This is a genomic window from Filimonas effusa, assembly GCF_004118675.1.
Taxonomy (GTDB): domain Bacteria; phylum Bacteroidota; class Bacteroidia; order Chitinophagales; family Chitinophagaceae; genus Filimonas; species Filimonas effusa.
The window spans coordinates 2685950-2711038 of sequence record NZ_SDHZ01000001.1; the positions used below are offsets into that span (position 1 = coordinate 2685950).

At 45.6% G+C, this 25089-nt stretch carries 26 protein-coding genes and 6 tRNA genes; 10 read left to right on the forward strand and 22 right to left on the reverse strand.

Features of this window, described 5'->3' with window-relative positions; all coding sequences use genetic code 11:
• Positions 1 to 9 precede the first annotated feature (9 nt).
• The 3 genes from ESB13_RS10065 to ESB13_RS10075 all read left to right on the forward strand — a co-directional run bounded on the left by ESB13_RS10065 (position 10) and on the right by ESB13_RS10075 (position 6124).
• Positions 10 to 3120 carry a SusC/RagA family TonB-linked outer membrane protein gene (locus tag ESB13_RS10065; protein ID WP_129002855.1) on the forward strand — a complete coding sequence of 1037 codons (3111 nt, stop codon included), beginning with the start codon at positions 10 to 12 and terminating at the stop codon, positions 3118 to 3120.
• Positions 3121 to 3134: 14 nt separating this feature from the next.
• On the forward strand, positions 3135 to 5132 hold the full coding sequence (locus ESB13_RS10070) for a RagB/SusD family nutrient uptake outer membrane protein (RefSeq protein ID WP_129002856.1): 1998 nt from the start codon (positions 3135 to 3137) through the stop codon (positions 5130 to 5132).
• A gap of 89 nt (positions 5133 to 5221) precedes the next feature.
• Entirely contained in the window at positions 5222 to 6124 is a 903-nt protein-coding gene (locus tag ESB13_RS10075; RefSeq protein WP_164974162.1) for a BT_3044 domain-containing protein, read from the forward strand.
• Positions 6125 to 6189: 65 nt separating this feature from the next.
• On the opposite strand, the gene rplL is transcribed toward ESB13_RS10075, so the two are convergent.
• The 16 genes from rplL to rpsU form a co-directional block, all read right to left on the reverse strand.
• Complete coding sequence (gene rplL, locus ESB13_RS10080; protein ID WP_129002858.1) at positions 6190 to 6561, reverse strand: 50S ribosomal protein L7/L12; 372 nt, start codon at positions 6559 to 6561, stop codon at positions 6190 to 6192.
• Positions 6562 to 6632: 71 nt separating this feature from the next.
• A complete protein-coding gene (rplJ, locus tag ESB13_RS10085) occupies positions 6633 to 7163 on the reverse strand; it encodes a 50S ribosomal protein L10 (RefSeq protein ID WP_129002859.1) in 531 nt (176 codons plus the stop codon).
• Positions 7164 to 7208: 45 nt separating this feature from the next.
• Positions 7209 to 7904, reverse strand: a complete 696-nt coding sequence (rplA, locus tag ESB13_RS10090; protein WP_129002860.1) for a 50S ribosomal protein L1 — start codon at positions 7902 to 7904, stop codon at positions 7209 to 7211.
• A gap of 26 nt (positions 7905 to 7930) precedes the next feature.
• On the reverse strand, positions 7931 to 8374 hold the full coding sequence (rplK, locus tag ESB13_RS10095; RefSeq protein WP_129002861.1) for a 50S ribosomal protein L11: 444 nt from the start codon (positions 8372 to 8374) through the stop codon (positions 7931 to 7933).
• Between the two features lie 201 nt (positions 8375 to 8575).
• Complete coding sequence (nusG, locus tag ESB13_RS10100) at positions 8576 to 9166, reverse strand: transcription termination/antitermination protein NusG (RefSeq protein ID WP_129002862.1); 591 nt, start codon at positions 9164 to 9166, stop codon at positions 8576 to 8578.
• Positions 9167 to 9186: 20 nt separating this feature from the next.
• Positions 9187 to 9381, reverse strand: coding sequence for a preprotein translocase subunit SecE (gene secE / locus ESB13_RS10105; protein ID WP_129002863.1), 195 nt, complete (start codon positions 9379 to 9381; stop codon positions 9187 to 9189).
• 99 nt (positions 9382 to 9480) lie between these two features.
• A tRNA-Trp gene (locus ESB13_RS10110) sits at positions 9481 to 9551 on the reverse strand.
• Positions 9552 to 9710: 159 nt separating this feature from the next.
• Positions 9711 to 10898, reverse strand: a complete 1188-nt coding sequence (gene tuf, locus ESB13_RS10115) for an elongation factor Tu (protein ID WP_129002864.1) — start codon at positions 10896 to 10898, stop codon at positions 9711 to 9713.
• Positions 10899 to 11034: 136 nt separating this feature from the next.
• Positions 11035 to 11106: transfer RNA gene (locus ESB13_RS10120), tRNA-Thr, on the reverse strand.
• An 81-nt stretch (positions 11107 to 11187) separates the two neighbouring features.
• Positions 11188 to 11260: transfer RNA gene (locus ESB13_RS10125), tRNA-Gly, on the reverse strand.
• Positions 11261 to 11340: 80 nt separating this feature from the next.
• A tRNA-Tyr gene (locus ESB13_RS10130) sits at positions 11341 to 11423 on the reverse strand.
• Positions 11424 to 11436: 13 nt separating this feature from the next.
• Positions 11437 to 11509, reverse strand: a tRNA-Thr gene (locus ESB13_RS10135).
• A gap of 256 nt (positions 11510 to 11765) precedes the next feature.
• Complete coding sequence (locus ESB13_RS10140; RefSeq protein WP_129002865.1) at positions 11766 to 12038, reverse strand: hypothetical protein; 273 nt, start codon at positions 12036 to 12038, stop codon at positions 11766 to 11768.
• A 107-nt stretch (positions 12039 to 12145) separates the two neighbouring features.
• Complete coding sequence (locus ESB13_RS10145; RefSeq protein WP_129002866.1) at positions 12146 to 12445, reverse strand: HPF/RaiA family ribosome-associated protein; 300 nt, start codon at positions 12443 to 12445, stop codon at positions 12146 to 12148.
• Positions 12446 to 12806: 361 nt separating this feature from the next.
• Entirely contained in the window at positions 12807 to 13745 is a 939-nt protein-coding gene (locus tag ESB13_RS10150) for a tyrosine-type recombinase/integrase (protein WP_129002867.1), read from the reverse strand.
• Between the two features lie 61 nt (positions 13746 to 13806).
• Positions 13807 to 14004 carry a 30S ribosomal protein S21 gene (gene rpsU / locus ESB13_RS10155; RefSeq protein ID WP_129002868.1) on the reverse strand — a complete coding sequence of 66 codons (198 nt, stop codon included), beginning with the start codon at positions 14002 to 14004 and terminating at the stop codon, positions 13807 to 13809.
• A 92-nt stretch (positions 14005 to 14096) separates the two neighbouring features.
• On the opposite strand from rpsU, the gene ESB13_RS10160 reads away from it, so the two are divergent.
• On the forward strand, positions 14097 to 14684 hold the full coding sequence (locus tag ESB13_RS10160) for a riboflavin synthase (protein WP_129002869.1): 588 nt from the start codon (positions 14097 to 14099) through the stop codon (positions 14682 to 14684).
• Positions 14685 to 14880: 196 nt separating this feature from the next.
• Here ESB13_RS10160 and ESB13_RS10165 read toward each other — a convergent pair whose 3' ends face one another.
• Complete coding sequence (locus ESB13_RS10165) at positions 14881 to 15261, reverse strand: RDD family protein (RefSeq protein WP_129002870.1); 381 nt, start codon at positions 15259 to 15261, stop codon at positions 14881 to 14883.
• A 48-nt stretch (positions 15262 to 15309) separates the two neighbouring features.
• On the opposite strand from ESB13_RS10165, the gene tyrS reads away from it, so the two are divergent.
• From tyrS to ESB13_RS10185, 4 genes are all read left to right on the forward strand, one after another.
• Positions 15310 to 16584 carry a tyrosine--tRNA ligase gene (gene tyrS, locus ESB13_RS10170; protein ID WP_129002871.1) on the forward strand — a complete coding sequence of 425 codons (1275 nt, stop codon included), beginning with the start codon at positions 15310 to 15312 and terminating at the stop codon, positions 16582 to 16584.
• A gap of 85 nt (positions 16585 to 16669) precedes the next feature.
• A tRNA-Gln gene (locus tag ESB13_RS10175) sits at positions 16670 to 16740 on the forward strand.
• Positions 16741 to 17172: 432 nt separating this feature from the next.
• On the forward strand, positions 17173 to 17970 hold the full coding sequence (locus tag ESB13_RS10180) for a polysaccharide deacetylase family protein (RefSeq protein ID WP_129002872.1): 798 nt from the start codon (positions 17173 to 17175) through the stop codon (positions 17968 to 17970).
• 10 nt (positions 17971 to 17980) lie between these two features.
• On the forward strand, positions 17981 to 18739 hold the full coding sequence (locus tag ESB13_RS10185) for a glycosyltransferase family 2 protein (protein ID WP_129002873.1): 759 nt from the start codon (positions 17981 to 17983) through the stop codon (positions 18737 to 18739).
• Between the two features lie 65 nt (positions 18740 to 18804).
• On the opposite strand, the gene ESB13_RS10190 is transcribed toward ESB13_RS10185, so the two are convergent.
• Complete coding sequence (locus ESB13_RS10190) at positions 18805 to 19098, reverse strand: hypothetical protein (RefSeq protein ID WP_129002874.1); 294 nt, start codon at positions 19096 to 19098, stop codon at positions 18805 to 18807.
• 117 nt (positions 19099 to 19215) lie between these two features.
• Between ESB13_RS10190 and ESB13_RS10195 the strand changes: the two genes are divergently transcribed.
• Together ESB13_RS10195 and ESB13_RS23940 are read left to right on the forward strand one after the other, a co-directional pair.
• The gene (locus ESB13_RS10195; RefSeq protein ID WP_220399601.1) at positions 19216 to 20130 is read left to right on the forward strand and encodes an AlbA family DNA-binding domain-containing protein; all 915 of its coding nucleotides are present in this window, start codon (positions 19216 to 19218) and stop codon (positions 20128 to 20130) included.
• Positions 20118 to 20534 carry an ATP-binding protein gene (locus ESB13_RS23940; RefSeq protein WP_220399602.1) on the forward strand — a complete coding sequence of 139 codons (417 nt, stop codon included), beginning with the start codon at positions 20118 to 20120 and terminating at the stop codon, positions 20532 to 20534. Before ESB13_RS10195 ends, ESB13_RS23940 begins: the two co-directional genes overlap by 13 nt.
• Before the next feature lie 76 nt (positions 20535 to 20610).
• On the opposite strand, the gene rfbD is transcribed toward ESB13_RS23940, so the two are convergent.
• Genes rfbD through ESB13_RS10215 form a run of 4 tightly spaced genes read right to left on the reverse strand, consistent with a single transcriptional unit; the run spans position 20611 to position 25086 of the window.
• A complete protein-coding gene (rfbD, locus tag ESB13_RS10200; protein WP_129002875.1) occupies positions 20611 to 21489 on the reverse strand; it encodes a dTDP-4-dehydrorhamnose reductase in 879 nt (292 codons plus the stop codon).
• A gap of 11 nt (positions 21490 to 21500) precedes the next feature.
• Positions 21501 to 22808 (reverse strand): nucleotide sugar dehydrogenase, encoded by a 1308-nt coding sequence (locus ESB13_RS10205; protein ID WP_246022487.1) that lies wholly within the window; start codon positions 22806 to 22808, stop codon positions 21501 to 21503.
• The gene (locus ESB13_RS10210) at positions 22795 to 23772 is read right to left on the reverse strand and encodes a UDP-glucuronic acid decarboxylase family protein (protein WP_129002876.1); all 978 of its coding nucleotides are present in this window, start codon (positions 23770 to 23772) and stop codon (positions 22795 to 22797) included. Before ESB13_RS10210 ends, ESB13_RS10205 begins: the two co-directional genes overlap by 14 nt.
• A 12-nt stretch (positions 23773 to 23784) precedes the next feature.
• Positions 23785 to 25086, reverse strand: a complete 1302-nt coding sequence (locus tag ESB13_RS10215) for a UDP-glucose dehydrogenase family protein (RefSeq protein ID WP_129002877.1) — start codon at positions 25084 to 25086, stop codon at positions 23785 to 23787.
• Positions 25087 to 25089 lie beyond the last annotated feature (3 nt).

The window sequence follows — 25089 nt, forward strand, 5'->3', positions numbered from 1 at the left end:
AAAGACTTTATGAAGAAAGGCTTAATGAACTTTATATACCTGTTTGCGCTGGTATTACTATGCCCGCTGGCGATGACAGCGCAGAGCAGTGGCAATATCACTGTATCGGGCACCGTTATGGATGTTAACGGCAAGGAGATCAGCAGCGTATCTGTTACGCTTAAGGGCAGTCCGTCGAGAGGCGGCAAAACGGATGACGAGGGGCATTTCAGGCTTCAGAACATACCTGCCAATTCGACCCTGGTTTTCTCACATATCAATTATAATTTGTATGAGTTGCCGGTTACGGAGTCAAAGGAGAAGCTAAAAGTAGTTCTGGAGGTAAAAGTAACGACGCAGGATGAGGTTGTAGTTGTGGGGCGTGGCGTTCAAAGGAAAATAACTACAACGGGGGCTGTCACCAATGTGAATGTGAAGGAGCTGCAGTTACCTGCCACTTCTATCAGCAATATGCTGGGGGGACGGGTTCCGGGTATTATATCGGTTACCCGGAGCGGTGAGCCCGGCGCCGATTTTTCGGAGTTCTGGGTACGTGGTATCAGTACGTTTGGAGCAAGTTCTGCTGCGCTGGTGTTAATAGATGGTGTAGAGGGCAACCTGAATAATGTTGATCCTTCGGACATCGAGAGTTTTGCGATCTTAAAAGACGCTTCTGCAACGGCTGTATTTGGTGTACGCGGCGCCAACGGGGTGGTAACCATTACAACGAAACGTGGTAAGGCGGGCGCTTTAAAAGTGAATTTCAGGGGGAACAGTACGCGTACTGAATCGGCCCGTATGCCTGACTATGTTAATGCGTATGACTATGCGAAGCTTGCGAATGAAGCGAGGCTGGCGCGGGGCCAGAACCCTGTTTATTCCGATGTGGAGGTAGAACTTTTCAAAACCGGCCTGGACCCTGATCAATATCCTAACGTGAACTGGCGTGATGTTCTTTTAAAGAAGAGTTCGCGTTATGACCAGTATAATATAAACATATCAGGCGGCGGCACGAGCGCCCGTTATTTTATGAGTCTTGGTTACCTGAATAAAGAGGGGATCTTTAAGCAGGATAACACCGCTCATAAATATGATGTAAACACTAATTACAAGAAATATAATTTCCGTGCGAATGTTGATGTGGATTTAACTCCCACTACCAAGTTATCGCTTTTGATGGATGATGCGATTGTAATGCAGGGTGCTCCTGCTTATGGGACGAACAATGATTATTTGTGGAGTTCACAGGCGCTTATCACCCCTGTTGCGTCGCCGCTGCGTTTCTCGAATGGCCAGATGGCCGGTTATGGCGCATCGGGCAATGAGCTTACTCCTTATTTTCTTTTAAACAATACCGGGTTCAAAAAGATAGATGCGAATACTATCAATGCGAAAGTAAATATTGACCAGGATCTGAAGTTCCTTACACCCGGGCTTACCGCCAGGGGTTTATTTTCATGGACCTATGCCGGCAACAATACGGCTACCCATTCCAAGATAGCTGAAGATGTTTACAGGCAAATAGGCAGATCGAACAGTGGCGAACTGGTAACACAACGGACGGTGGTTGCCACGGCGCCCAGCTATGGCCAGTCGGCCGGCATTACGCGGGGTATGTATATGGAAGCCCAGCTGAACTATGTACGCCGGTTTAACGAGGTACATAATGTATCGGCATTGGTTCACTATTACAGGCAGGAGGATATTACTTCGGATGTAAACGCCTATGAGCTTCCTTATATGAGCATTATTCCGTTGAGAACACAAACAGTATCGGCCCGTGTGACCTATTCTTATAAAGACATTTACCTGCTGGAGGGTAATGTGGGTTATTCCGGATCTGAGAATTTCAGGCCTGGTGAGCAATACGGGTTATTTCCTGCGGTATCGGCCGGCTGGGTTCCAACGCAGTATGACTGGACGAGGGTACATCTGCCGTTCTTAACCCATTTCAAATTACGCGGATCGATTGGTAAGGTAGGTAACTCAAAGATCGTGAATGCAGCCGGGCAGCTTGTAAGGTTTCCTTACCAAACCATTTTGTCGACAGGTTCGAACCAATGGGGTACTGCGATCACAGAAACGAAGATTGGCATGAAGGATCTGAAATGGCAGACCTCTATCAAGTACAACCTTGGTGTAGATATGAAGTTGTTCGACAATGCGGTAGATATCATTGTAGACATCTTTAAAACCAATGCGAAAGATATTTACCAGCAGCGTGTGACGATACCTGAAGAAGTGGGTTCGCCTGCCAATCCATGGCTTAACACGAGCGCTATGAAGAGCTGGGGTGCAGATGGTACGCTGGCGTTCACCAAGAAGGTGAAGAAAGATCTTGAAGTTACGCTGCGCGGCAATTTTACGATCACCCGTAATAAAGTCACCCACTACGAGCAGGCGGGGGTTAATTTTCCATACCAGTCTTATACGGGCGTACCCTATGGTGTACAAAGAGGGCTGATAGCCTTAGGCTTATTTAAAGATGATGCAGATATCAACAGCAGTCCGAGGCAGACATTTATGAGCAATTATCTGCCTGGCGATATCAAGTATAAAGATGTAAACGGAGACGGCATCATAGATACTGATGATATAGTGCCGCTCAACTACTCGAATGTTCCGAGGATCGTACTGGGTTTTGCGCCTGTGGTTTCATATAAGAAGTGGACGGCGAGTTTACTTTTTACGCACCAGGACAAGGTTAGTTATTTTCTTGGAGGTACGGGTTATTACCCGTTTGTGGGAGAATCGACAGGCAATGTGCTGCGCATTGTAGCCAATCCTGCGAACCGCTGGATACCTGCGAGCCTTGCGGGCAAGGATGAGATCGCTGAAAATCCGAATGCCAGATTTCCCCGCCTCACTTATGGCAACAATACCAATAACAACAGGGCTTCTACTTTCTGGCTTGCCGATGCATCGTTTGTGCGCCTGCAAAATGCGGAAATCAATTACAAGTGGGAATGTGAGTGGCTCAGGAAAAAAGGTATAGCCGCCGCCACCTTCAGCTTACTTGGTTATAATCTTGCCGTATGGGATAAGGTAAAGCTCTGGGATCCTGAGCAAGCTTCTTCCAATGGCGCCAAGTATCCCATTCAACGTACTTATACCGTACAGCTATACCTGAATTTTAAATAATCAACTTTTACAAGATGAACAGATTATATAAAATAAAATCATTCTTTTTCATATCGATGCTGGCCCTGGGCCTGACGATGGCAGCAGGTTCGTGTAAGAAAGCTTACCTGAATATCGACGAATACATTTACGATTTCATTCAACTGGATTCCGTTTTTGCAACGCAGGATAAGTTACTTCAATATATCAATGGCATTGCTTCTTACCTGCCGGCGGAAGACAGGTTATGGACCTCATCGTGGTCGCCGTTCCAGGGGGCATCGGACGAGAATTTTACTTCGTGGAACGATGCAAGGCATGCCGGCATAAAGCTGTTACTGGGTGAGATAACGCCTTATACTGCGAATTCGTATTACAATAATTACGAGAACTGGTACAGGGGCATCAGGAAGGCGAATACTGTTATTGCCCGGATCGATGAGTGTAAAGAGTTGTCGCTGGTGACTAAAAGAGAATACCTGGGTGAGATGTATTTTTTCAAGGGGTATTTTCTTTATCATCTTATACAGCAATACGGGCCGGCTGTGATACCATCTGATACGGCGCAGGATCTAACGGCGTCATCGTCGTCTTTATCACTGGAGCGGAGCAGTTATGATGATTGTGTGAAATACATTATCAAGAATATGGAGCAGGCCTATAACCTGTTACCGGCTACCAAGGATGCGCTGGCGGAAGTGAACCGTCCTACTTCCGGTGCGGCGCTGGCTGTGATGAGCCGTGTTTTACTGGTTGCTGCCAGCCCTATGTACAATGGCAATCCTGCCTATGCTACGTGGAAACGTTCTGACGGCACCAATTTCATATCCACTTCGGAGGATAACAGCAAGTGGGGTAAAGCTGCCGTTGCGGCAAAGAGGGTGATGCAAACGGGAAGGTATGAGCTTTATATTTTTCCGCGGGCAGCCGATACCGATCCACTTGCTGCCAACGTTCCTTCTGCGGCCTATCCCAATGGCGCAGGCGGACTGGATCCTTACCGGTCTTATAAATACACTTTTGTGGGAGAGGTACCTGCCACAAGTAATCCTGAGATCATATGGTCACGTAACGTAGACCCTCGTGGTACCGATTCACCGTTATGGTTGTCTACCCCTTCGCATATGAGTGGCGGGAACGGGCTGAATATTACGCAGGATCTTGTAGACGCTTTTAAGATGAAAGACGGCAGGGATATCAATAGTTCAAGCGCTACGTATCCTTATCCCGATGCGGCTACAGCTTACCAGCCTATTGGTGCGCTCAAGAACATTTCCGATGTTCAGCTTGTGGCGAATACGCCTAAAATGTATGATAACAGGGAGGCGCGCTTTTATGCCAATATAGGTTTTTGTCATTCGTACTGGAAGGGCACTTCTTATACCGGTACCGATGCTAATATCAAAAACGTAGAGATCACGTATTATTCAAACGGAACTGCTGCGCCTATCAATACCTTTCCGAATGACTATAACCATACAGGTTATACCTGTATCAAGTACAATCATTTTGCCGACAATATGAAGCAAAGTGGTTCTATTCTTCCGAAGGTATTTCCAATGTTCCGCTATGCGGAAATACTGCTGAACTATGCAGAGGCGCTTAATGAATTAAACAATCCCTATACCGATGCGCTTACGGGCATTACCGTTGAGCGGAATGTTACCGAAATAGCCAATGCCTTCAACCGCGTTAGGTTCAGGGCGGGGCTGCCGGGATTGAGCGCTGCTGAACTTGCCAGTCAGGCTACCATCAGGGAAGCCATTAAAAGAGAGCGTAAGGTAGAGTTTGCGTGTGAAGGCAGGCGTTACCACGACTTACGCCGCTGGCTCGATGCGCCTGTTGCTTATTCGCAGCCTGTTGTGGGTATGAATGTGGCTGCCAGTTCAAGCAACAGGCAACAGTTCTTTACCAGGACGACGCTGAACGAGCAACTCACGTTAAGGTTCTGGAGCTTTAAAATGTATTTCTGGCCGATCCCTAAAAATGCCCTGGATAAGAATACCAAGCTGGTTCAAAATCCAAGTTGGTAATATCAGTATCATTTAACCAGAGCGCTGCAATGGCTGGTAGCGGGATAATATCACCGGTACCGGCAGCAGCTGCCAAAACTTATTTACACATGAAGATTACTCATATAAAAACCGCATCATTTTTCATAGGCTGTTCCCTGATGATGGGTTGCAGCAAGATGGCAGATCCCCTGGGAACGGAACAATATGCAAAGAGCGTGTACCTGGTTGGTGCGAATCAATCGAACAACGAGGGTATGCAGATCATGAATATAGCGTATAAAGCTTCGGCTGATGAAACTGCTGACAGTTATATTTCTGTGGCTACGGGAGGAAGTCAGCTGATCGACAAAGACCTGGCGGTACAGGTGGGCCAGGCGGGGAATGCTGCTGTAGCGCAATACAATGCGATGCACCGGTATAAGTCGACTGATATAAAGTACCAGTTGTTAAACGGCGTCAGTTATAAAATTCCTGATTCGCTGGTTAATATCAAGGCTGGAGGTATTTATGGTAATATGCCTATTCAAATCAAGACAGCGGGCTTACATTGTGATTCTGCCTATGCGCTTACCTTCAGGATAGCGTCGGTATCGGATCCATCGTATGCGCCTATCCGGACGAAGGACACGGTATTGTTATTTTCCTTTAAGTTGTTCAATCAATATTCCGGTTCTTACCAGGCTACGGGCAGGTATTATAAATATGGCGTGGCTTCTGCCGATACCATTTCACTGGCGCTTGTGCGGACACTTACGGCTGTGAATTTCAATACTGTGCGGTTCTATCATCTTGCGACTACTGAGGAGATGAAGAATCTTACTGCGAGCGGGGTTACGATAAGAGTGAACAGTGACAAGAGTTTAACGTTCAGTTCGTGGGGCAGCCTAGTGATCAAGAGCTCCGGAGGTAGTTATGATGCCATTAATCAAAGGTTCTACTTTTGGTATAATTATATGGCCGACGGGGTAGAGAACAGGTTTGAGGGCAATTTTGCGAAAAGCAGTCTTTAACAGGTATAATGAAAAAGCCGCCTCAAAAATATTGAGGCGGCTTTTTTATTTTATCGCGAAGCGAACTATTTAACTTCAACTTCAGCACCAGCATCTTTCAGCTTAGCAACCAGTTCGTCTGCTTCAGCTTTAGAGATACCTTCTTTTACTGGTTTAGGAGCACCGTCAACCAGGTCTTTTGCTTCTTTCAGGCCTAAACCAGTTAATTCTTTAACGATTTTAACTACGTTCAGTTTGCTTGCACCTGCGCTAGTGAGGATAACATCGAAAGATGTTTTTTCTTCAACAGCAGCTGGGCCATCGCCACCAGCAGCAACTACCACTGCAGCAGCAGCAGGTTCGATACCGTATTCAGCTTTCAGCACGTCTGCTAATTCCTGAACTTCTTTAACTGTTAAGCCTACTAATGTTTCGGCCAATGCTTTAACGTCTGCCATGATTATTGTTTTTTTCCCGCCTTCATCGCGTCATGCACTCCGGCGGATGTTTAAAAAAATAGATATAGAAATTATTCGGCTGCAGCAGCTTCGGTAGCACCTGCTTCTGCTTGTTTTTCGTGGTGGTGGAGTAAAGCCGCCAGAACACGTTTTGCAGGAGACTGGAGTAAACCGATAACCTCGCCGATAAGTTCGTTTTTGGTTTTGATTTGAGTAAGTGCTTTCAGGTTTTCGTCGCCACTGTAGATGTCGCCGTTGATGAAAGCTGCTTTGAGAACTGGTTTATCGCCGTTGCTTTCTTTGCGGAAAGAGCTCAGGATCATAGCCGGTTCTTTAGGGTTTTCGGAGAACATGAGGGCAGTAACGTTGTTGAGAGACTCGTACATGCCAGCATATTTCTCAGCATCGATAGCTTCGAGTGCTTTGCGGATGAGGGTGTTTTTAGCCACCTTCATTTCCACGTCTTTATCGAAACAAGCTCTGCGTAATTTACCAACCTGCTCAACGGTGAGCGATTCGGTATTAGTTACGTAGAAGTTGTTGTATTGGGAAAACTTCTCTTTCAGAAGTTCAATCACCTCGTTTTTTTGATCTTTTGTCATAACGCTTCTTTTTGTAACCAGTGCGGATTAGATGATCCGAACGGATTAGTTCTGAACTGATTTAGTGTCGATAGTAATGCCGGGGCTCATAGAGCTGGCGAGGCTTACACCTTTAAGGTAGGTACCTTTAGCGGAAGAGGGTTTCAGTTTAATGAGTGCATTAATGAATTCCTGTCCGTTTTCCACCAGTTTCTCGGGAGCAAAAGAAATGCGGCCGATAGAAGCGTGAACGATACCAGCTTTATCTACTTTGAAAGCGATTTTACCACCTTTCACCTCGTTAACTGCTGCAGCTACGTCGTTCGTAACGGTACCAGTTTTAGGGTTAGGCATGAGGTTACGTGGACCTAAGATCTTACCCAGTTTACCAATTTTAGGCATCACTGAAGGGGTAGCCACGATTACATCAACATCGGTCCAGCCGCCTTCGATTTTCTGGATGAATTCATCCAGACCAACGAAATCAGCGCCTGCTTCTTTAGCAGAAGCTTCTTTATCAGGCGTACAAAGAACCAGAACGCGTTTGGTTTTACCGGTGCCATGGGGCAGGGTAACAGTACCACGCACTTGCTGGTCTGCTTTTTTAGGATCAACACCCAGGCGAACGTGAATGTCTACTGAGCTATCGAATTTAGTGCAGTTGATATCCTTAACGATTGCCGAAGCATCCTTCAGGGTATACAGTTTATTTTTATCGATTTTCGCTTCCGCTACTTTTCTTTTTTTAGTAAGACTTGCCATTGCAAATAAGTTTAGGAGATACAGAATTAATTTTCCCAGGGGGCTGTGCCTTCAACAGTAAGTCCCATACTGCGTGCAGTACCAGCTACCATTTTCATAGCGCTTTCGGTAGTAAAGCAGTTAAGATCGGGCATTTTATCTTTAGCGATAGCCTCAACCTGTTCCCAGTTTACTTTACCTACTTTGTTACGATTGCTCTCCTTAGAACCTTTTTGAATTTTAGCGGCTTCCATTAATTGGATAGAAGCGGGAGGTGTTTTGATGACGAAGTCGAAAGACTTGTCGGTGTACACGGTAATGAGAACAGGGAGAACTTTTCCCATTTTATCCTGGGTTCTGGCATTGAATTGCTTACAGAACTCCATGATGTTCACGCCCTTACTACCCAAAGCAGGACCTACCGGAGGTGCGGGGTTGGCCTGGCCACCTTTCACCTGCAACTTAACGTACGTTGCGATCTCTTTTGCCATGATGCTTTATTTTTTGGTATTAACGTTCCGGCAATTGCCGAAACTCCCAAATACAAACATTCTCTAAATCTAAAGAACTTTTTGGGAGTGCAAAGGTATGAAAAGAAAATAATAAAAGGAAGGAATGCTGTGAAAAAACAATTAAAAAGCCCCGTGACAGTAAGTCCGGGGCTTTTTTATAGGCAATTAAGATTGAACTTTTTAGCTGATCTTTTCTACCTGCATGTAGTTGAGTTCTACCGGGGTAGAGCGTCCGAAGATCTTTACTGTGACTTTCAGTTTTTTCTTTTCGTCGTTTACTTCTTCGATCACGCCATTGAAGTCGTTGAATGGTCCTTCGATGATCTTGATGGTTTCGCCTACGATAAAAGGTTCGCTGAGGAGGACACCCTGGTCGTTCATTTCGTCCACTTTACCGAGCATTTTATTTACTTCGGCTTTGCGGAGGGAGATGATATTACCTTTACTGCCTTTACCGTCGGTAAGGAAGTGCATGACGTTGGTAATATTGCTGATATGCTGGATGATGTCGTCGTTAAGTTTATCGCCGGCCACTTCGAGCATAACATAGCCAGGGTAATAGTTTTTTTCGCGCATTACTTTTTTACCGTTCTGCACTTTATAGACCTTTTCCATTGGCAGGAACACCTGCTTCACGATATCTGTCCAGCCACTACGTGATATATCTTTGTCGAGGTATTCTTTTACCTTTCTTTCTTTACCGGAAACCACGCGCAGCACGTACCATTTACTTTCAGCGGCTTCTATTTGTTGTGCTGTACTTTCTTCCATAAATTTCTCCTGATTAGCCCTTACTTAATTAATGAGTAAACCAATTTCAGTAATTGGTTACTTGCGAAGTCCATTGTCCAAACCATAGCGGTAATAAGGACTGTGGCCACGAGAACGATAGCAGTAGACTGCTGGAGTTGTGACCAGTCGGGCCAGGTTACTTTTTCGAGTAATTCCTGGTAGGACTCTTTAAAATAGTTAGAAACTTTGTTCACTATTCCGAATATTTGAGTTTAAACTTGAAAATGCCCAACAAGATACTGAAGATAAATGGATTTATTTTCAGTAGTTGCTGTTCATTTTCAGATCAGATGCACGGGCCACAGGATTCGAACCCGTATCAAAGGTTTTGGAGACCTCTATTCTACCATTGAACTAGGCCCGTGTGCATTTGTATGTTGTGTTGCTGCAAATGTACCTGATTGGGGTGATATTGCAGCGAAATAAAGCCAGGATAATTACTAAAAAAGTGCCCGTAAGGACTAACTATACAGGCACTTTTTTAGTTCAATACATGGTAATCAATACCTTGTATCTATATTGATTACTTGATAATTTCAGTAACCTGACCGGCACCTACAGTACGGCCACCCTCACGGATAGCGAACTTCAGACCTTTTTCCATAGCGATAGGCTGGATCAGCTTAACAGTTAAGCTGGTGTTATCGCCAGGCATCACCATTTCAGTACCTTCAGGGAGGATACATTCACCAGTTACGTCTGTAGTACGGAAGTAGAACTGAGGACGGTATTTGTTGAAGAACGGCGTGTGACGGCCACCTTCTTCTTTGCTCAGTACGTAAACTTCGCCTTTGAATTCGGTGTGCGGAGTGATGCTCTTAGGTTTAACGATAACCATACCGCGACGGATCTGAGTTTTCTCGATACCGCGTAACAGCAGACCAGCGTTATCACCTGCCTGACCTTCGTCGAGGAGTTTTTTGAACATTTCGACACCAGTTACAGTAGAAGTCAGGGGTTCTTCGATCAGACCAACGATTTCAACTGCTTCACCAACTTTGATGATACCGCGTTCGATACGACCTGTAGCCACTGTACCACGACCTGTGATAGAGAAAACGTCTTCCACAGACATCAGGAATGGCTGATCGATAGGACGGGGAGGTAAAGGAATGTAAGAGTCAACCGCTTCCATCAGTTCTTCTACACATTTCACCCACTGAGGTTCACCAGCGAGGGCGCCTGTAGCAGAGCCTTTAATGATAGGCGTGTTGTCACCGTCGAAGCCATAAGAGCTCAACAGTTCACGGATTTCCATTTCAACGAGGTCTAACAACTCAGCGTCGTCAACCAGGTCAACTTTATTCATAAATACCACAATCTGAGGTACACCTACCTGGCGAGCCAGCAGGATGTGTTCTTTCGTTTGGGGCATAGGACCGTCGGTAGCAGCCACAACAAGGATAGCACCGTCCATCTGAGCAGCACCGGTAATCATGTTCTTCACATAGTCAGCGTGACCAGGACAGTCAACGTGTGCATAGTGACGGTTACCAGTTTGATATTCTACGTGAGCGGTGTTGATTGTGATACCTCTTTCTTTTTCTTCAGGAGCACCATCAATATCATCATAGTTTCTTTTTTCTGCCAGACCTTTTTTAGACAGAACGTCTGTGATAGCGGCAGTTAAAGTTGTTTTACCGTGGTCTACGTGACCGATGGTTCCAACGTTTACGTGAGGTTTCTCCCTCTTGAAGGTCTCTTTAGACATCTTTATCGGTTTTTTGTTGTGGTTTTACAATTTGAGTTTTATGTATCATGTTCTGCTATAATAAGCAAAACATCGCACATGGCTATTATTTTAATCTCTTCGAATCTTAATCCTCAGCTATTCTAAAATAAACCAGAGCCGTTAGTGAGAATCGAACTCACGACCTCTTCCCTACCAAGGAAGTGCTCTACCCCTGAGCTACAACGGCGTTACCCAGTTGGCAGTGGTATGTGTTTTGAAGTTCAGGATGGAATCCCGGCGTTGTAAACACAGTGTTTGCGAACTAAAGAGCGGAAGACGAGGGTCGAACCCGCAACCTATAGCTTGGAAGGCTATCGCTCTACCAATTGAGCTACTTCCGCATGTTACATTTGCCAATACGGCGCCGAATGTACAATTTTTAGATTGTCTGGCAAAAATCCGTATATAACTGAAAGAACTGTGGGCAGGAGAGGATTCGAACCTCTGAAGTCGAAAGACAGCGGATTTACAGTCCGCCCCATTTGGCCGCTCTGGAACCTGCCCTAAATTTAAAAGGAGCCACTTGTCGGAGTCGAACCAACGACCTACTGATTACAAATCAGTTGCTCTACCAACTGAGCTAAAGTGGCTTTTTAAAGAACTACCCCTTGTTTTTCGGGATGGCAAAGGTAAGAGAAAAGTTCATTTGGCAAAATTTTGTGAGAGAAATTTTCAAAAAAAGATTGAACAGCCGGAGCGCAGATAACAGAATGGCGGATGGCGGGAATAAAGAGAAGCTTTTGGTGGCGTGGGTTTCACCGTTATGAATTGATTTTAAAAAGTTTATTGTATTGGCGCAAGAAAATTTTCAGCACGTAACTGTTTGAAGTTGAACGGGTGTCTGTTCTATTTCCCTATTTCCAATTCATTTTCTTTGGGATTCTTTGGAGAGAAGATGAGTGGCACCGAGTCATGCGGGATGACTTTGTGTTCGTCGACGGCCACGCTGTCGGTGATGACCTCTCCGTGGGGTGCTCTGAAAACATAATTGATCAGCAGTTTACCGTTCGACAACATTTTTCTTTCGAGGATATGTGCTTTTGTACGAACGATCCCTTCACTGTTACAAGCTGTTGCCGCCACCAGCAGCAAAGCAGCCATCCACCCTGCTTTTTTCATTTCACTTCGTTTTTCCTGTTTAACAAGTGCAAAATTAGGCTGCACTATGTAAAACAAATGTCAATATGCGGGTGCCTGAAACAAAAAAAGGGCCGAAGCCCTTTTTTTTACACAGTTTGTCTTTCTTTTTTACGTTTTATTTGGTTTACAAGTGAATCTAAGGCACAATCAAAGGATTCTTCAAATGACTTGGACGAAGCTTTTACGAAAAAATGCTGCTTCGGCACATGCACCCGAATCTCTGCGATCTTGTCTTTGATCGTGTGTACTACATTATCCAGTTTTAGAAAAACATCCACTTTGATTACCCGGTCATGAAAAGTGCTGATCTTAGCCAGCTTTTTCTCTACGTAATCAATGAGCTTCATGTCGGCATCGAAATGTACGGTTTGGATGTTTGCGTTCATAGTAAAACACATTTAGACGGTGAACAATAAATAAAAGAACTAATTAGATTCACTTTGAAGATAAGGCATATACACGGAACCAGCAAGGATTCCGGCGATTTTCGCCTCTAAAAAAATCCTTAAAAATGAGTGTTGCGACTTCGGGTAAATCGCTGCAGGTATTTCCAGTACCTGAACGTGTCTGCGAAACACTTCTTTGAACGGATCGCATGCGCTTTAGTGCCCGTTGCTGAAGCTAAACCTTGTATGTTTTGCGATGTTACAGAAGCGGGAAAGACATTTGAAAAGCATGTTATAAGGTATAAGCATTTTTCAGGTATGCGTATACTTTACATACGACGTGCTATTGCTCCGGACGGCTCTATGCTTTGGGATGTGCTTTACGGAATACATCTTTCAGCTTTTCGATGGTATTGTGTGTATATACCTGGGTAGCGGCAAGGCTTGCATGGCCCAGCAGTTCTTTCACGGCGTTAAGGTCGGCGCCGGCGTTGGTAAGATGGGTGGCAAAGGTATGCCGGAGGATATGCGGGCTCTTTTTCTCCAGCGTGGTTACCTGTGCCAGGTAAAACTTTACGGACTGGTATACGGCAGACCTGTTCAGGGGTTTTCCGGCTTCGGTCACAAAAAGACGATCGCCTGCGGCAGCGGCGGGCTGCTCCTCTCCTATGCCTGCGTTTTGTTTGGGCGCCTTATTTTTCTTTTGCGCGATGTAATCCTGCATTTCGTTCACGAGTGCCGGGTTCAGGGGAATAATGCGTTCCTTATTGCCTTTTCCGAGCACTTTGAGCTGTGCATACGACACATCGAGCTGCGATTCCTTCAGGTTCACCAGTTCGCTCACACGGATGCCGGTATGATAAAAGAGGATGAGGATGAGCCTGTCGGTTTTCCCCTTCCAGTTGCCGGGGAATTCAACGTGTGAGAATAGCGTTTGCATATCCGCTTCTGCCACGAATGCGGGGAGGCGTTTGCCTGATTTGGGCGTAACGATGGTGGTCATGGGGGTTTCGGCGATCATACCTTCGCGGATCAGCACCTTGAAGAAGGTACGGAGTGCGGATATTTTACGCTGGATGCTCCTGGCGGTGTATTTTTCTTCTTTGAGAGAAGCCAGCCAGGTGCGTACCATGCCGGAAGTAATACGGGAAAGCGGTGGCGCATCGAAATCGGCCACCAGGAAAACGAGGAATTGCTCCAGGTCGTTCTGATAAGAAAGAACGGTATGTTGCGAGTACCTTTTTTCGAAGCGGAGGTAGTCGATAAACCGTTGTATAGGAGGTTGGTAGCTATCTAACATAACAAAGTAGCCATAAAGGTAGGAAACCTTATGGCTACTTCAATATGATTGTAAAATTGAATTATGCTTCTATTTTACCACTTGCCAGCTTCTGTCTGTAGATGGCTTTCAGAATCTCACCGCGACGCTTAACAGAGGGTTTGGTAAAGCTTTGACGCTCTCTCAGCTGTAACAGGGCTTTGCTTTTTTCGAATTTCTTCTTATACTTCTTCAGCGCCTTGTCAATGTTTTCGCAGTCTTTTGAATCTATAATTAACATGGTATAATACCTCCTTTTAAAAATTTGGACTGCAAAGATAACACCGGATACCAAATTTCCAAATTAATTCACGAATTCTCTAATTTGCATACATGTTTACAGGAATCATAGAAGCCACCGGCACCGTAGTAAGTGTTGAAAATAAAGGTACTAACCGTATTTTCTGGATTGCCAGCCCTCTTGCCCAGGAGCTGAAAATTGATCAAAGCATCAGTCACGAAGGTGTTTGTTTGACTGTAGATGCGCTCCAGGAAGGGCTTCACCGGGTTACTGCGATAGAAGAAACGCTTTCCAAGACCAATCTTTCGTCGTGGGAAACCGGCCGGTCTGTAAATCTTGAGCGCTGTTTGCAGTTCAATGGCCGTATTGACGGGCATATTGTTCAGGGGCATGTGGATACTACGGCTGAATGTATTGACCGGCAGGACCTCAACGGCAGCTGGGAATTCCGTTTCCGCATTCCTGAGATCTTTTATTCGCTGATCATAGAGAAGGGCTCTGTTTCCCTCAATGGCACCAGTCTTACCATTTTCAATATCACCAGAGACGCGTTTTCGGTAGCCATCATTCCTTACACCTATCATCATACCAGTATTTCGGAGGTGGTGAAAGGCAGCATGGTCAATATCGAGTTTGATGTTATCGGGAAGTATATCAACAGGAGGGAGACCGGCGTTTGAAGCATTGCGTAGTTAGTTACGGCTTTAGTGCGGCTTTACTACCCGTATATAAAGCGCAGTTTTTAGCAGACGCTAAATTTTAGCCGGAGAATACGGGTAACAGCTGACGAAACATTTGCCGGTGGCAGGAATCAACGACCAAAAGCAGGCCGGAGAGTGTGCGCTGCCATTCTTTCATGAAATCTCCTATCTTTTTTTATTGCACTTCTACCACTTCCGTTTTACTGATTGCGTCGTGCAGGGTTTTCTCCAGGAAAGGAATAAAGAAGCAGTCGACAGGAAGGATACGCGCCAGGGAGCGGATGAAGATCTGCGCGAGGGAAGGTCTTTTACCTGTGCTGGTGACCACCCTGCTTAAGGTAAGCCATTTGGCGGGTGTGCGGCTGAAGACCGATTCAAAAATAAAATAGTACAGGAACTGCATGGCGAAGAAATAGTAGTAGAACGGGAAGAACCAGGCCTTGTAGAAGAACGCATAAAAATAGCCCACCTTATAGGCTGCATATGCCAGCCAGAATAACAGGAATGTGTCGACCAGGAAATTCAATACCCTTGTTCCGATACCTACTTTAATCATGATGCAAAGAAAACACTTTCCACTACTTTTGCACAAATTGATTTTTGCATGAACCTCATAGAAGAGTTACGCTGGCGGGGAATGATCGCAGATATAATGCCGGGAACGGAAGAACAGCTTTTAAAAGAAATGACAACAGGATATGTAGGATTTGACCCAACGGCGGATAGCTTACATATAGGCAGTCTTGTACCTATACTTCTGCTGGTACACCTTCAGAAAGCAGGGCATCAGCCTATTGCGCTTGTAGGTGGCGCCACTGGTATGATCGGCGATCCTTCGATGAAGAGTGCAGAAAGAAACCTGCTCGATGAAGAAACACTTCAGAAGAATGTTGCCGGTATTAAAGCGCAACTGGAGCAGTTTCTCGACTTCGATCCTGCCCGTAAGAATGCAGCGCTCATGGTAAACAACTATGACTGGTTCAAACCTATTTCTTTCATCGACTTCCTGCGCGATACGGGTAAACATCTTACCGTGAACTATATGATGGCCAAGGACAGTGTGAAGAAACGTATTGAAGGCGATACCGGTATCAGCTATACAGAATTTGCTTACCAGCTTATGCAGGGTTACGATTTTTACTGGCTTTACAAAGAGAAAGGCTGTAAGCTGCAGATGGGCGGAAGCGATCAATGGGGTAATATGACCACCGGTACCGAGTTGGTTAGACGCAAAGCGGGTGGTGAAGCATTTGTTTTCACCTGTCCACTGATCACAAAAGCCGATGGTGGTAAATTTGGTAAAACAGAAAGCGGGAATGTATGGCTTGATCCGCAGCGTACCACTCCTTACCAGTTCTACCAGTTCTGGCTTAACGCTACCGATACCGATGCAGAAAAATGGATCAAGATATTCACCTTCCTCGACGAAGCAACGATTAAAGGTCTGCTAGAACAACATCAGCAAAATCCTGGTGCGCGCAGTTTACAGAAAGCACTGGCGCAGGCGGTAACCACTTTTGTTCATGGAGAAACAGCCTATCAGCAAGCAATAGAAACAACAGAAAAACTTTTCGCCAACCAGCATGCACCTGCAGCATCGTTATCCGTAGAAGATCTCGAGAACATGGAAGGTGTGATCAAGTTCGATTATGCGGCCGATAAATTACAGGCAGGTGTAGACATTGTAAGTTTCCTTGCAGATACAACGATCTTCCCCAGTAAAGGAGAAGCAAGAAAGATGGTACAGAACGGAGGCGTAAGCATCAACCGTGTGAAAGCAGAAGTAGCAACCACTATATCGGCGAGCCAATTGTTACATGGTAAATATCTACTTGTTCAGAAGGGAAAGAAGAACTATTACCTCGTACAGTGTCAATAAAATATTTGAAGTTTTTTTGAAAAAAAGCTTCGAATATTTTGGCAGTTTCAACAAAGCGCTTACTTTTGCAATCCCAATTAACGATTGGATTATGGTGTAACGGTAGCACTACAGATTTTGGTTCTGTCTGTCTAGGTTCGAATCCTAGTAATCCAACGGAGAGCGAGATGAAAATCTCGCTCTTTTTGTTTTACAGCCCCTGTAAAAACGCTCTTTCAAAACAGGCGTTTTAAGCCCTTCAAAAGACTTCACCAAGGGAGTTGCAGGCAAGCAGTCTGAAAGGGCACTTAAAGGCTTTTATAATCGCTTTATAACCTGTTCTTAATAGCGTACGCTACCAACAGTGCAAAACTTATCTCTACTTTTGATTTTCATACCGGCAGAACATTCTTTGGGCGAGTCTGTTAATGCTGCTACTTCAGTCATTACCTATTTCAATATCCACTTTGATAAAATCCATTCAGGGCCGGTCCGAATTACCCGAATGTTTTTTTGAAATCCAATAGCCGTGATTTATCGTAAGAAAAACAAGATTTAATCACTATTCCGAGAGAGGCTATTATTTTGTTAAGCAGGATTCCAATTCTTATGTATCACTCGGTTAATCCCACCCAGGAAGAGGCGGGTTATCTGCATGTGCCGCTACGTGTTTTTGAAGCCCAGCTTCAATGGTTGTCGTTGCAAGCCTATACAACCATTACTATCGCCGATCTGCTCCGGGAACCGGCTTCCACGTTTCATTCGCAGGCATCCAAAAAGCTGGTCATCACTTTCGATGATGGTTATGTATCCCTTTACCGGCTGGCCACTCCCCTGCTGCGTAAATATGGCTTCACCGCTACACTTTTCGTTACAACGGCAGCGGTAGGTGCAGAGAGCTACCGGGTGCTGCCCCATTTTTCAACTACACTTCCTTCCGGCGACAGGCCACTGAACTGGCAGGAATTAAAGGAAATGGAAGAGGACTGCTGGGATATTCAGCCGCACGGGCATGAGCATTTAACGCATAACATGATTGCAGACGCAGCCCTGCAAACAGAAATAGCAGAAAGCAAACGGCTGGTAGAGCTGCACCTGCAGAAGCAAGCCCTGTATTATGCTTTTCCTTATGGCAGGTACAATCATCGCTGCCTGCAGCTACTGGACCAACTGGGCTTTCGCGCGGCTTTTACGGTACAGCCGGGATTAACCGGCAACACGAAGCCCTTCCAGATACCACGCATTGAAATCAACAGGTTTGATACGATTGCTTTATTTCAACGTAAAGTAACAACAGGCTATCGTAGCCAGGGTCAGCATATCAGTTCATTTTTCACCTCATTCATTTTCAGGAATCCCCGCCTAAAAGACTGGCTCAAGCAAGTCCGGGACAGATTCCTGCCTTAAAACCTGTCATATGCATATTTACAAAGACGTTACCTTACTTATTACGCATTATAACAGGCCCCATTCACTGGAAAGACTCTTACGTTCGTTACAGCAGGCGGGTATTGGTTTTGAAGAAATCATCGTATCCGATGACGCCAGCGACGAACAGCATTTCCCCCTGTTGCAGGCGTTGCAATTGCAGTACAAGTTTACAATAATACCCGGCCAGGTAAACAAAGGGCTTGGTCATAACCTGAACAAAGGACAAGCAGCGGTAAAAACGTCGCTGGTATTGTATATACAGGAGGATTTTGAATTCACCTCTCTCTTTATACAGGATTTACCTGATGCCATCAGCATCATGAACAGGGATGCCCAACTGGACCTTGTCCGTTTTTTTGCGCATGCACGTTATCCTTACCTGCGGCCTTATTCTACGGCGTATGAGGAAATGTATATGCCCTTGTTTGCTACCGATTATCATAAGATATATGCTTACAGCGATACGCCTCATTTGAGAAGAGCAGATTTCAGCAGTAAGTTCGGTCCTTATAAGGAAGGTATCAATGCCGACCGTACAGAGTATTGGATGTGTGTTTCTTTTATCAGGAACAAAGGGCGTTGTGTTATCAGCAGGCACTATGCGGGCTTATTCCTGCATCATAATACGCCTGATGAGCCGAGTACGATCCGGCGGCCGGGAAGGCAGTTCAGCAACAATTTTTTTGTGCGAACTGCGCGATACTGGTACCGCCAGATACGATACAACTTCGATCTTCTCTCTTGATTGCTTTTCAGCCGGGCGTAAGTATTCCCTTTGTCCGGCTGAAGGAAGCCGCCCCCATTATTGTGCTAATGTTTATACATATTAAAGGCAATAATGGCAATAGCTACCAACAGGAAAACAATGGCTGCAATCATTGCTCCCTTCTGCTGGCGGGCCCGCATTGCCGCTTGTTCATCCGCTGATGATACATGAAAGCTGGCATAGATCTTTTTTGCCTTATTTAATAAAACAGTTCCACCTACAACACAGAGTGCGGAGCCAGCCAGGGCGAAAACTGTCTTAAAGACAAGAACAGTAGATACAATACCTATCACCAAAAGAGATATTCCCGCGATTGTAAGAAGTGCATATTTTTTCATAAAAACAATTTAGGACTTATTTGCATTCGCGCTGGCTGGCTCTAGCACTGTAATTTCGCCATCTCCATTATATCTTTCCTCACAGATGCGCTATCTTTATAAGAACAATGAGCACCAATGCCTGAGCATCAATGCATAGAGTATAAGCAAAGCTGGCACGAAGACTATCTGAAATGGATAGTTGGATTTGCTAATAGCCAAGGTGGTATTATTTTTATTGGCAAAGATGACCACGGCACTGTTACAGGCGTATCGGACTACAAGAAGCTGATGGAAGACCTGCCAAACAAAATAAGGGATGTGCTAGGTATTATTGTGGAAGTGAATCTTCATAAAGAGCAAGGCTTGCACTACCTAGAAATAGTGACACCCGCTTATGCCGTTCCTATTTCTCTGCGAGGTGCATACTATACGCGCAGTGGCAGCACTAAGCAGGAGCTAAAGGGAAATTCTTTACTAGAATTCTTGTTACGGAAAACAGGTAAAACCTGGGATGATGTAATAGAGCCCTCGGCAACAATAAACGATATTGACGATAACTCAGTAAACATTTATCTGAAGGCAGCCAGGAAAAGCGGCCGCTTGCCGGAAATAGAGGATGATATAACACTACCCGCACTATTGGAAAAATTGCGATTGTCGGAAGAAGGAAAGATTAAACGCGCGGCAGTAATATTGTTTGGAAAAGACCCAACTAGGTTTTATGCCAATATGATGGTAAAAATAGGCAGATTTGGCTTCTCAGATGACGATTTAAGATTCCAGGAAACAGTTGAAGGAAATCTGCTTAGTATTTTCCAAGAGGTACCAGAAATATTAAATAGGAAGTTTTTCACTAAAGCAGTCAGCTTTGAAGGCTTATTGAGAATTGAGAAGGGTGAATATCCAGTGGCGGCATTACGTGAGATATTGCTGAACGCTCTTGTTCATCGAGATTATATGGGTAGCAATGTTCAGATAAGAATGTATGACAATAAGTTCAATTGCTGGAATGAGGGAATGCTACCGCAAGGTTATCATTGGAATCTTTAAAGAGGCTGCACCCCTCTCGCCCTCGCAACGCCTTAATAGCCGAAGTATGTTTTAAAGGTGGTTACATTGACGCATGGGGTCGCGGTACGCTTAAAATAATGCAATCCTGTAAGGAGGCGGGCTTACCAGAGCCAGAGATTATTGAGCAGGACGGCGGTATTTTAGTAACGCTGTTTAAAGATCGTTTTAATGAAGCAGAATTGAAAAAACTGGGGTTGAATGAACGACAGGTAAACTCCTTGTTGTATATGGCGGAAGGAAACCAGTTAACGAATGCTAAATATCAGGAGCTAAATAATGTAGGTAAATCTGCCGCAACAGAGGATTTGCAAAATCTTGTTTTAACCGGGCTAATAAAGCAGATTGGTACAAAAGGCCGAGGTAGTAAGTATGTTCTAAAATAATTGGCCGTTAATTGGCCGAATTGGCCGTTCTGCAAAAAGAAATGAAGGGATCGCCCCCCCCTTCATTTCTTTACTTTTAATTCGATTGCAGCCTGTGGATACATGTTTCGAGGCTGGGGCGCCAGGGTACGAGGGCCACGCCATACACCTGCTGTATTTTGTGCGTATCCATCACCGAGTAACCGGGACGGGCTGCAGGCGTAGGGTAGGCTGATGAAGGAATACCTTTCACTTCACATGACTTCTGCCCTATTTCTTTGATGGCGGTAGCAAAATCGAACCAGGAAATAACACCGGTATTGGAATAATGATAATACCCCGGCTGGAATGTTTTTTCCCCGGTATGCACAGCATTGACGATATGAAGAATAGCAGCGGCCAGGTCTTTCGCATAGGTGGGACTGCCCACCTGGTCGTTCACCACATTCAGTTCCTGGCGTTCGCCCATGAGGCGCAACATGGTTTTCACGAAGTTGTTGCCATGTTCACTATATACCCATGCCGTACGTATGATCACCGTATCGGGGTTATGTTTCATGGCCAGTTGTTCGCCCTGGTATTTTGTTTCCCCGTAATAGTTCAATGGTTCGGCAGCATCATCAGGCTGGTAAGGACTGGTGCCTTTGCCATTAAAAACATAATCGGTAGAAATATGAATCAGCTTCGTGTTGTGCTTTTGACAGCTTGTGGCGATGATGCCAACAGCGGTAGCGTTGATAGCCAGCGCCAGCTCACGATCTGTTTCGGCTTTATCAACGGCAGTATAGGCGGCACAGTTGATAAAGAAGGCAGGCTTGTGTTGTTCAAAAGCTTTTGCCACGGCACCGGGATCGGTAATATCGAGCGTGTCCCTGTCGGTAAAAATGAATTCGAAGGCAGACAATGCGGGAGCAAGGCGTTCGAGTTCAAAGCCCAGTTGGCCATATCCACCTGAAACGAGAATAGTATGTTTCATATTATCAGGAATTACAAACTCCAGTACATCCTGGAGTGAATGCGGTTACGGAAAACGCCTTTTATATCGGCAATCAATGCATGCGGTTTGGTGATAGCGGCAAAGTAATCATCGTTGCAGGAATGGTACTCCTGATGGGCAACCGCCACGATCACTGCATCATAATCGTCGTCTATCTTTTGCGCAAGAGAGAAGCCATATTCATGTTGCAGTTCGTTGCTATCTGCGTTGGGGTCGACCACATCTACACGCAGGTAATATTCCTGTAAGCCATGTACCACATCGGCGACTTTTGAGTTCCGTACATCCGATACATCTTCTTTAAAAGTAGCGCCCATGATCAGGATCTTAGCATCCTTCACATTGCCATTATGCAATAACACATGCTGTAAGATCTTCCTGGCTATGTGGGCGCCCATTCCATCGTTGATATAACGGCCGGCAAGGATCACCTTGGAGCTATAACCCAGTTCGGCAGCCTTATAGGTAAGATAATAAGGATCAACCCCTATGCAATGTCCGCCTACAAGCCCGGGATAGAATTTCAGGAAATTCCATTTTGTACCTGCAGCTTCGAGCACTTCAAAGGTGTTCAGTCCCATCTTATCGAAGATGAGCGAAAGTTCATTCATCAGTGCGATGTTCAGGTCGCGCTGTGTATTTTCAATTACTTTGGCAGCTTCTGCAACTTTAATGGAAGGCACCCTGTGAACGCCTGCTTTCACTACCAGTTCGTAGAGTTGTGCTATTTCATGCAAGGCAGCTTCATCGCTGCCGGCCACTACCTTAATTACACTTTCAAGCGTATGCACCTTGTCGCCCGGGTTAATACGCTCGGGGGAGTACCCGGCTTTAAAACCAGTTCCCAACGACAGTCCGCTCACTTCTTCAATAATGGGTAAGCACACCTCTTCGGTACAACCCGGATACACGGTAGATTCATATACTACATAACCACCGGGCTGCAATACCTTTCCAACAGTTGCGGATGCCGCTTTTATGGCGGTGAGGTCGGGAACGTTATGGTCATCTACCGGTGTAGGAACGGCTACAATAAAAAAGGCCGCATCACGCAGCACCTCTATGGAAGAGGTGAATACAATGTTGCGGCCTTTAAAAGAAGTATCAGCTATTTCACCGCTGGGGTCAATTCCTTGCCTCAGCTGTTCAACTCTATGTTCTTTTACGTCGAATCCGATCACTTTTACGTGTTTCGCCAATTCAAGTGCAACGGGTAAACCAACGTATCCCAGTCCTATTACGGCGAGTGATGTTTCCCCGTTCGTCAGCGAAGCAAATATGCTTTTATTTGGATTCAAACGTCTTAGGCTGTTTAAACAATTCTTCTTTGGGAAGGCTTTTAAAGTACTCGTAAGTAGCCTTTAAACCTTCTGCCCTGTCAACTTTAGGTTCCCATCCCAGGATCTCCTTTGCTTTGGTGATATCGGGCTTACGCTGTTTGGGATCGTCAACCGGTAAAGGTTTGTAGATGATCTTAACAGCGGAGCCTGTTAATTTCAATACTTCTTCGGCAAAGTCTTTCAGGGAAATTTCGTTAGGGTTGCCAATGTTCACCGGCTGATCGTAGTCGCTCATCAGTAAGCGGTAGATCCCTTCAACCAGGTCGTCTACATAACAGAAAGAGCGTGTTTGGCTACCATCGCCGAAAACAGTGAGGTCTTCGCCACGGAGCGCCTGTCCGATGAATGCCGGTAAGGCGCGGCCGTCGTTGAGCCGCATCCTGGGACCGTACGTATTGAAAATACGAATGATCCTTGTTTCTACCTGGTGAAAGGTATGGTAAGCCATGGTAATAGCTTCCATATAACGCTTGGCTTCGTCGTACACACCGCGCGGGCCAACCGGGTTTACATTACCCCAGTATTCTTCTTTCTGCGGATGTACCAATGGATCGCCATATATTTCGCTGGTAGAGGCTACCAGGATCCTTGCGTTTTTAGCTCTTGCCAGACCCAGACAGTTATGTGTACCCATAGCGCCCACTTTCAATGTTTGAATAGGGATCTTGAGGTAGTCGATAGGACTGGCAGGGGAAGCGAAGTGGAGGATATAATCCAGTTCGCCCGGTACATGAATGAACTTTGAAACATCGTGATGATAGAATTCAAAGCTAGACAAGGGGAACAGGTGTTCTATGTTACGGATATCGCCTGTGATCAGGTTATCCATACCAATAACATGGTATCCTTCTTTGATGAAACGATCGCAGAGGTGCGATCCTAAGAAGCCGGCGGCTCCGGTGATCAGAATTCTTTTTGCCATACTGTTTTCTTATTAAGGACGGCCAATACTTTCGTAATAGAATCCCATTCCGCGAACAACATCTACGTCGAAGAGGTTACGTCCGTCGAAAATGGTTTTAGTTTTCAGCAGGCTTTCCAGTTTTTCGAACACGGGTGTTCTGAACTCGCTCCACTCTGTGGCGATGATCAATGCATCGGCATGGTGTAAAGCGGAGTACTGGTCATTGGCGAAAGCAATTTTATCGCCTACCAGGCGCTGCACGTTTTTCATTGCTTCAGGGTCGAAAGCCGTTACCGTTGCGCCGGCAGCCAGCAAAGCATCGATGATATACAAAGCCGGAGCTTCGCGGATATCGTCGGTGTTAGGTTTGAAGGCAAGGCCCCATAAAGCAAAGTGTTTGCCTTTCAGCGCATCTTTATAGTATTCTTTGATCTTGGTAACCAGGTGCAGTTTCTGTGCCTCGTTCACCTCTTCCACAGCGTTCAGGATCTTGAACTCGTAAGCTACTTCTGTAGAAGATTTGATCAGTGCTTTTACGTCTTTAGGGAAGCAGCTGCCACCATATCCGATACCGGGAAACAGGAAGCGGCGGCCGATACGTTCATCGGAGCCAATACCTTTACGTACCAGATCAACATCGGCGCCCAACTTCTCACATAACTGAGCGATCTCGTTCATGAAAGAGATCTTGGTAGCGAGGAAGGAGTTTGCTGCATATTTGGTAAGCTCAGCAGATTTTTCGTCCATGAAAATAACGGGGTTACCCTGGCGAACAAAAGGAGCATATAAATCGCTCATTACCTTTTGTGCTCTTTCGGAGCTGGCGCCTATAACCACGCGGTCGGGTTTCATGAAGTCATCTACAGCCACACCTTCACGAAGGAATTCGGGGTTACTCACCACATCGAAGGCTCCGGAATAATTTTTAGCGATCGCTGCTTTTACTTTTTCAGCGGTGCCTACAGGTACGGTGCTTTTATCAACGATCACTTTGTAATCTTTCAGCAGTTTGCCGATGCTGTCGGAAACGCCAAGGATATAGCTAAGGTCAGCGCTGCCATCTTCTCCTGGAGGGGTAGGTAATGCCAGGAAGATCACTTCTGCGTCTGCGATACCAGCAGCCAGATCGGTGGTGAACTGCAGGCGGCCATCTTTCAGGTTACGCGCAAACAGTTTTTCAAGGCCGGGTTCAAAGATGGTGATTTCTCCCTCGGACAATTTTCTTACTTTCTCTGCGTCAATATCCACGCAGGTTACATAATTGCCCGTTTCTGCAAAACAGGTTCCGGTAACTAAGCCAACATAGCCAGTGCCTACTACGGTCAGTTTCATGGG

Bases quoted from the DNA above. Each gene is read 5' to 3' on its own strand.
- ESB13_RS10065 (WP_129002855.1), top strand. From the start codon at position 10: ATGAAGAAAGGCTTAATGAACTTTATATACCTGTTTGCGCTGGTATTA.
- ESB13_RS10070 (WP_129002856.1), top strand. From the start codon at position 3,135: ATGAACAGATTATATAAAATAAAATCATTCTTTTTCATATCGATGCTG.
- ESB13_RS10075 (WP_164974162.1), top strand. From the start codon at position 5,222: ATGAAGATTACTCATATAAAAACCGCATCATTTTTCATAGGCTGTTCC.
- rplL (WP_129002858.1), bottom strand. From the start codon at position 6,561: ATGGCAGACGTTAAAGCATTGGCCGAAACATTAGTAGGCTTAACAGTT.
- rplJ (WP_129002859.1), bottom strand. From the start codon at position 7,163: ATGACAAAAGATCAAAAAAACGAGGTGATTGAACTTCTGAAAGAGAAG.
- rplA (WP_129002860.1), bottom strand. From the start codon at position 7,904: ATGGCAAGTCTTACTAAAAAAAGAAAAGTAGCGGAAGCGAAAATCGAT.
- rplK (WP_129002861.1), bottom strand. From the start codon at position 8,374: ATGGCAAAAGAGATCGCAACGTACGTTAAGTTGCAGGTGAAAGGTGGC.
- nusG (WP_129002862.1), bottom strand. From the start codon at position 9,166: ATGGAAGAAAGTACAGCACAACAAATAGAAGCCGCTGAAAGTAAATGG.
- tuf (WP_129002864.1), bottom strand. From the start codon at position 10,898: ATGTCTAAAGAGACCTTCAAGAGGGAGAAACCTCACGTAAACGTTGGA.
- ESB13_RS10140 (WP_129002865.1), bottom strand. From the start codon at position 12,038: ATGAAAAAAGCAGGGTGGATGGCTGCTTTGCTGCTGGTGGCGGCAACA.
- ESB13_RS10145 (WP_129002866.1), bottom strand. From the start codon at position 12,445: ATGAACGCAAACATCCAAACCGTACATTTCGATGCCGACATGAAGCTC.
- ESB13_RS10150 (WP_129002867.1), bottom strand. From the start codon at position 13,745: ATGTTAGATAGCTACCAACCTCCTATACAACGGTTTATCGACTACCTC.
- rpsU (WP_129002868.1), bottom strand. From the start codon at position 14,004: ATGTTAATTATAGATTCAAAAGACTGCGAAAACATTGACAAGGCGCTG.
- ESB13_RS10160 (WP_129002869.1), top strand. From the start codon at position 14,097: ATGTTTACAGGAATCATAGAAGCCACCGGCACCGTAGTAAGTGTTGAA.
- ESB13_RS10165 (WP_129002870.1), bottom strand. From the start codon at position 15,261: ATGATTAAAGTAGGTATCGGAACAAGGGTATTGAATTTCCTGGTCGAC.
- tyrS (WP_129002871.1), top strand. From the start codon at position 15,310: ATGAACCTCATAGAAGAGTTACGCTGGCGGGGAATGATCGCAGATATA.
- ESB13_RS10180 (WP_129002872.1), top strand. From the start codon at position 17,173: ATGTATCACTCGGTTAATCCCACCCAGGAAGAGGCGGGTTATCTGCAT.
- ESB13_RS10185 (WP_129002873.1), top strand. From the start codon at position 17,981: ATGCATATTTACAAAGACGTTACCTTACTTATTACGCATTATAACAGG.
- ESB13_RS10190 (WP_129002874.1), bottom strand. From the start codon at position 19,098: ATGAAAAAATATGCACTTCTTACAATCGCGGGAATATCTCTTTTGGTG.
- ESB13_RS10195 (WP_220399601.1), top strand. From the start codon at position 19,216: ATGCCTGAGCATCAATGCATAGAGTATAAGCAAAGCTGGCACGAAGAC.
- rfbD (WP_129002875.1), bottom strand. From the start codon at position 21,489: ATGAAACATACTATTCTCGTTTCAGGTGGATATGGCCAACTGGGCTTT.
- ESB13_RS10210 (WP_129002876.1), bottom strand. From the start codon at position 23,772: ATGGCAAAAAGAATTCTGATCACCGGAGCCGCCGGCTTCTTAGGATCG.
- ESB13_RS10215 (WP_129002877.1), bottom strand. From the start codon at position 25,086: ATGAAACTGACCGTAGTAGGCACTGGCTATGTTGGCTTAGTTACCGGA.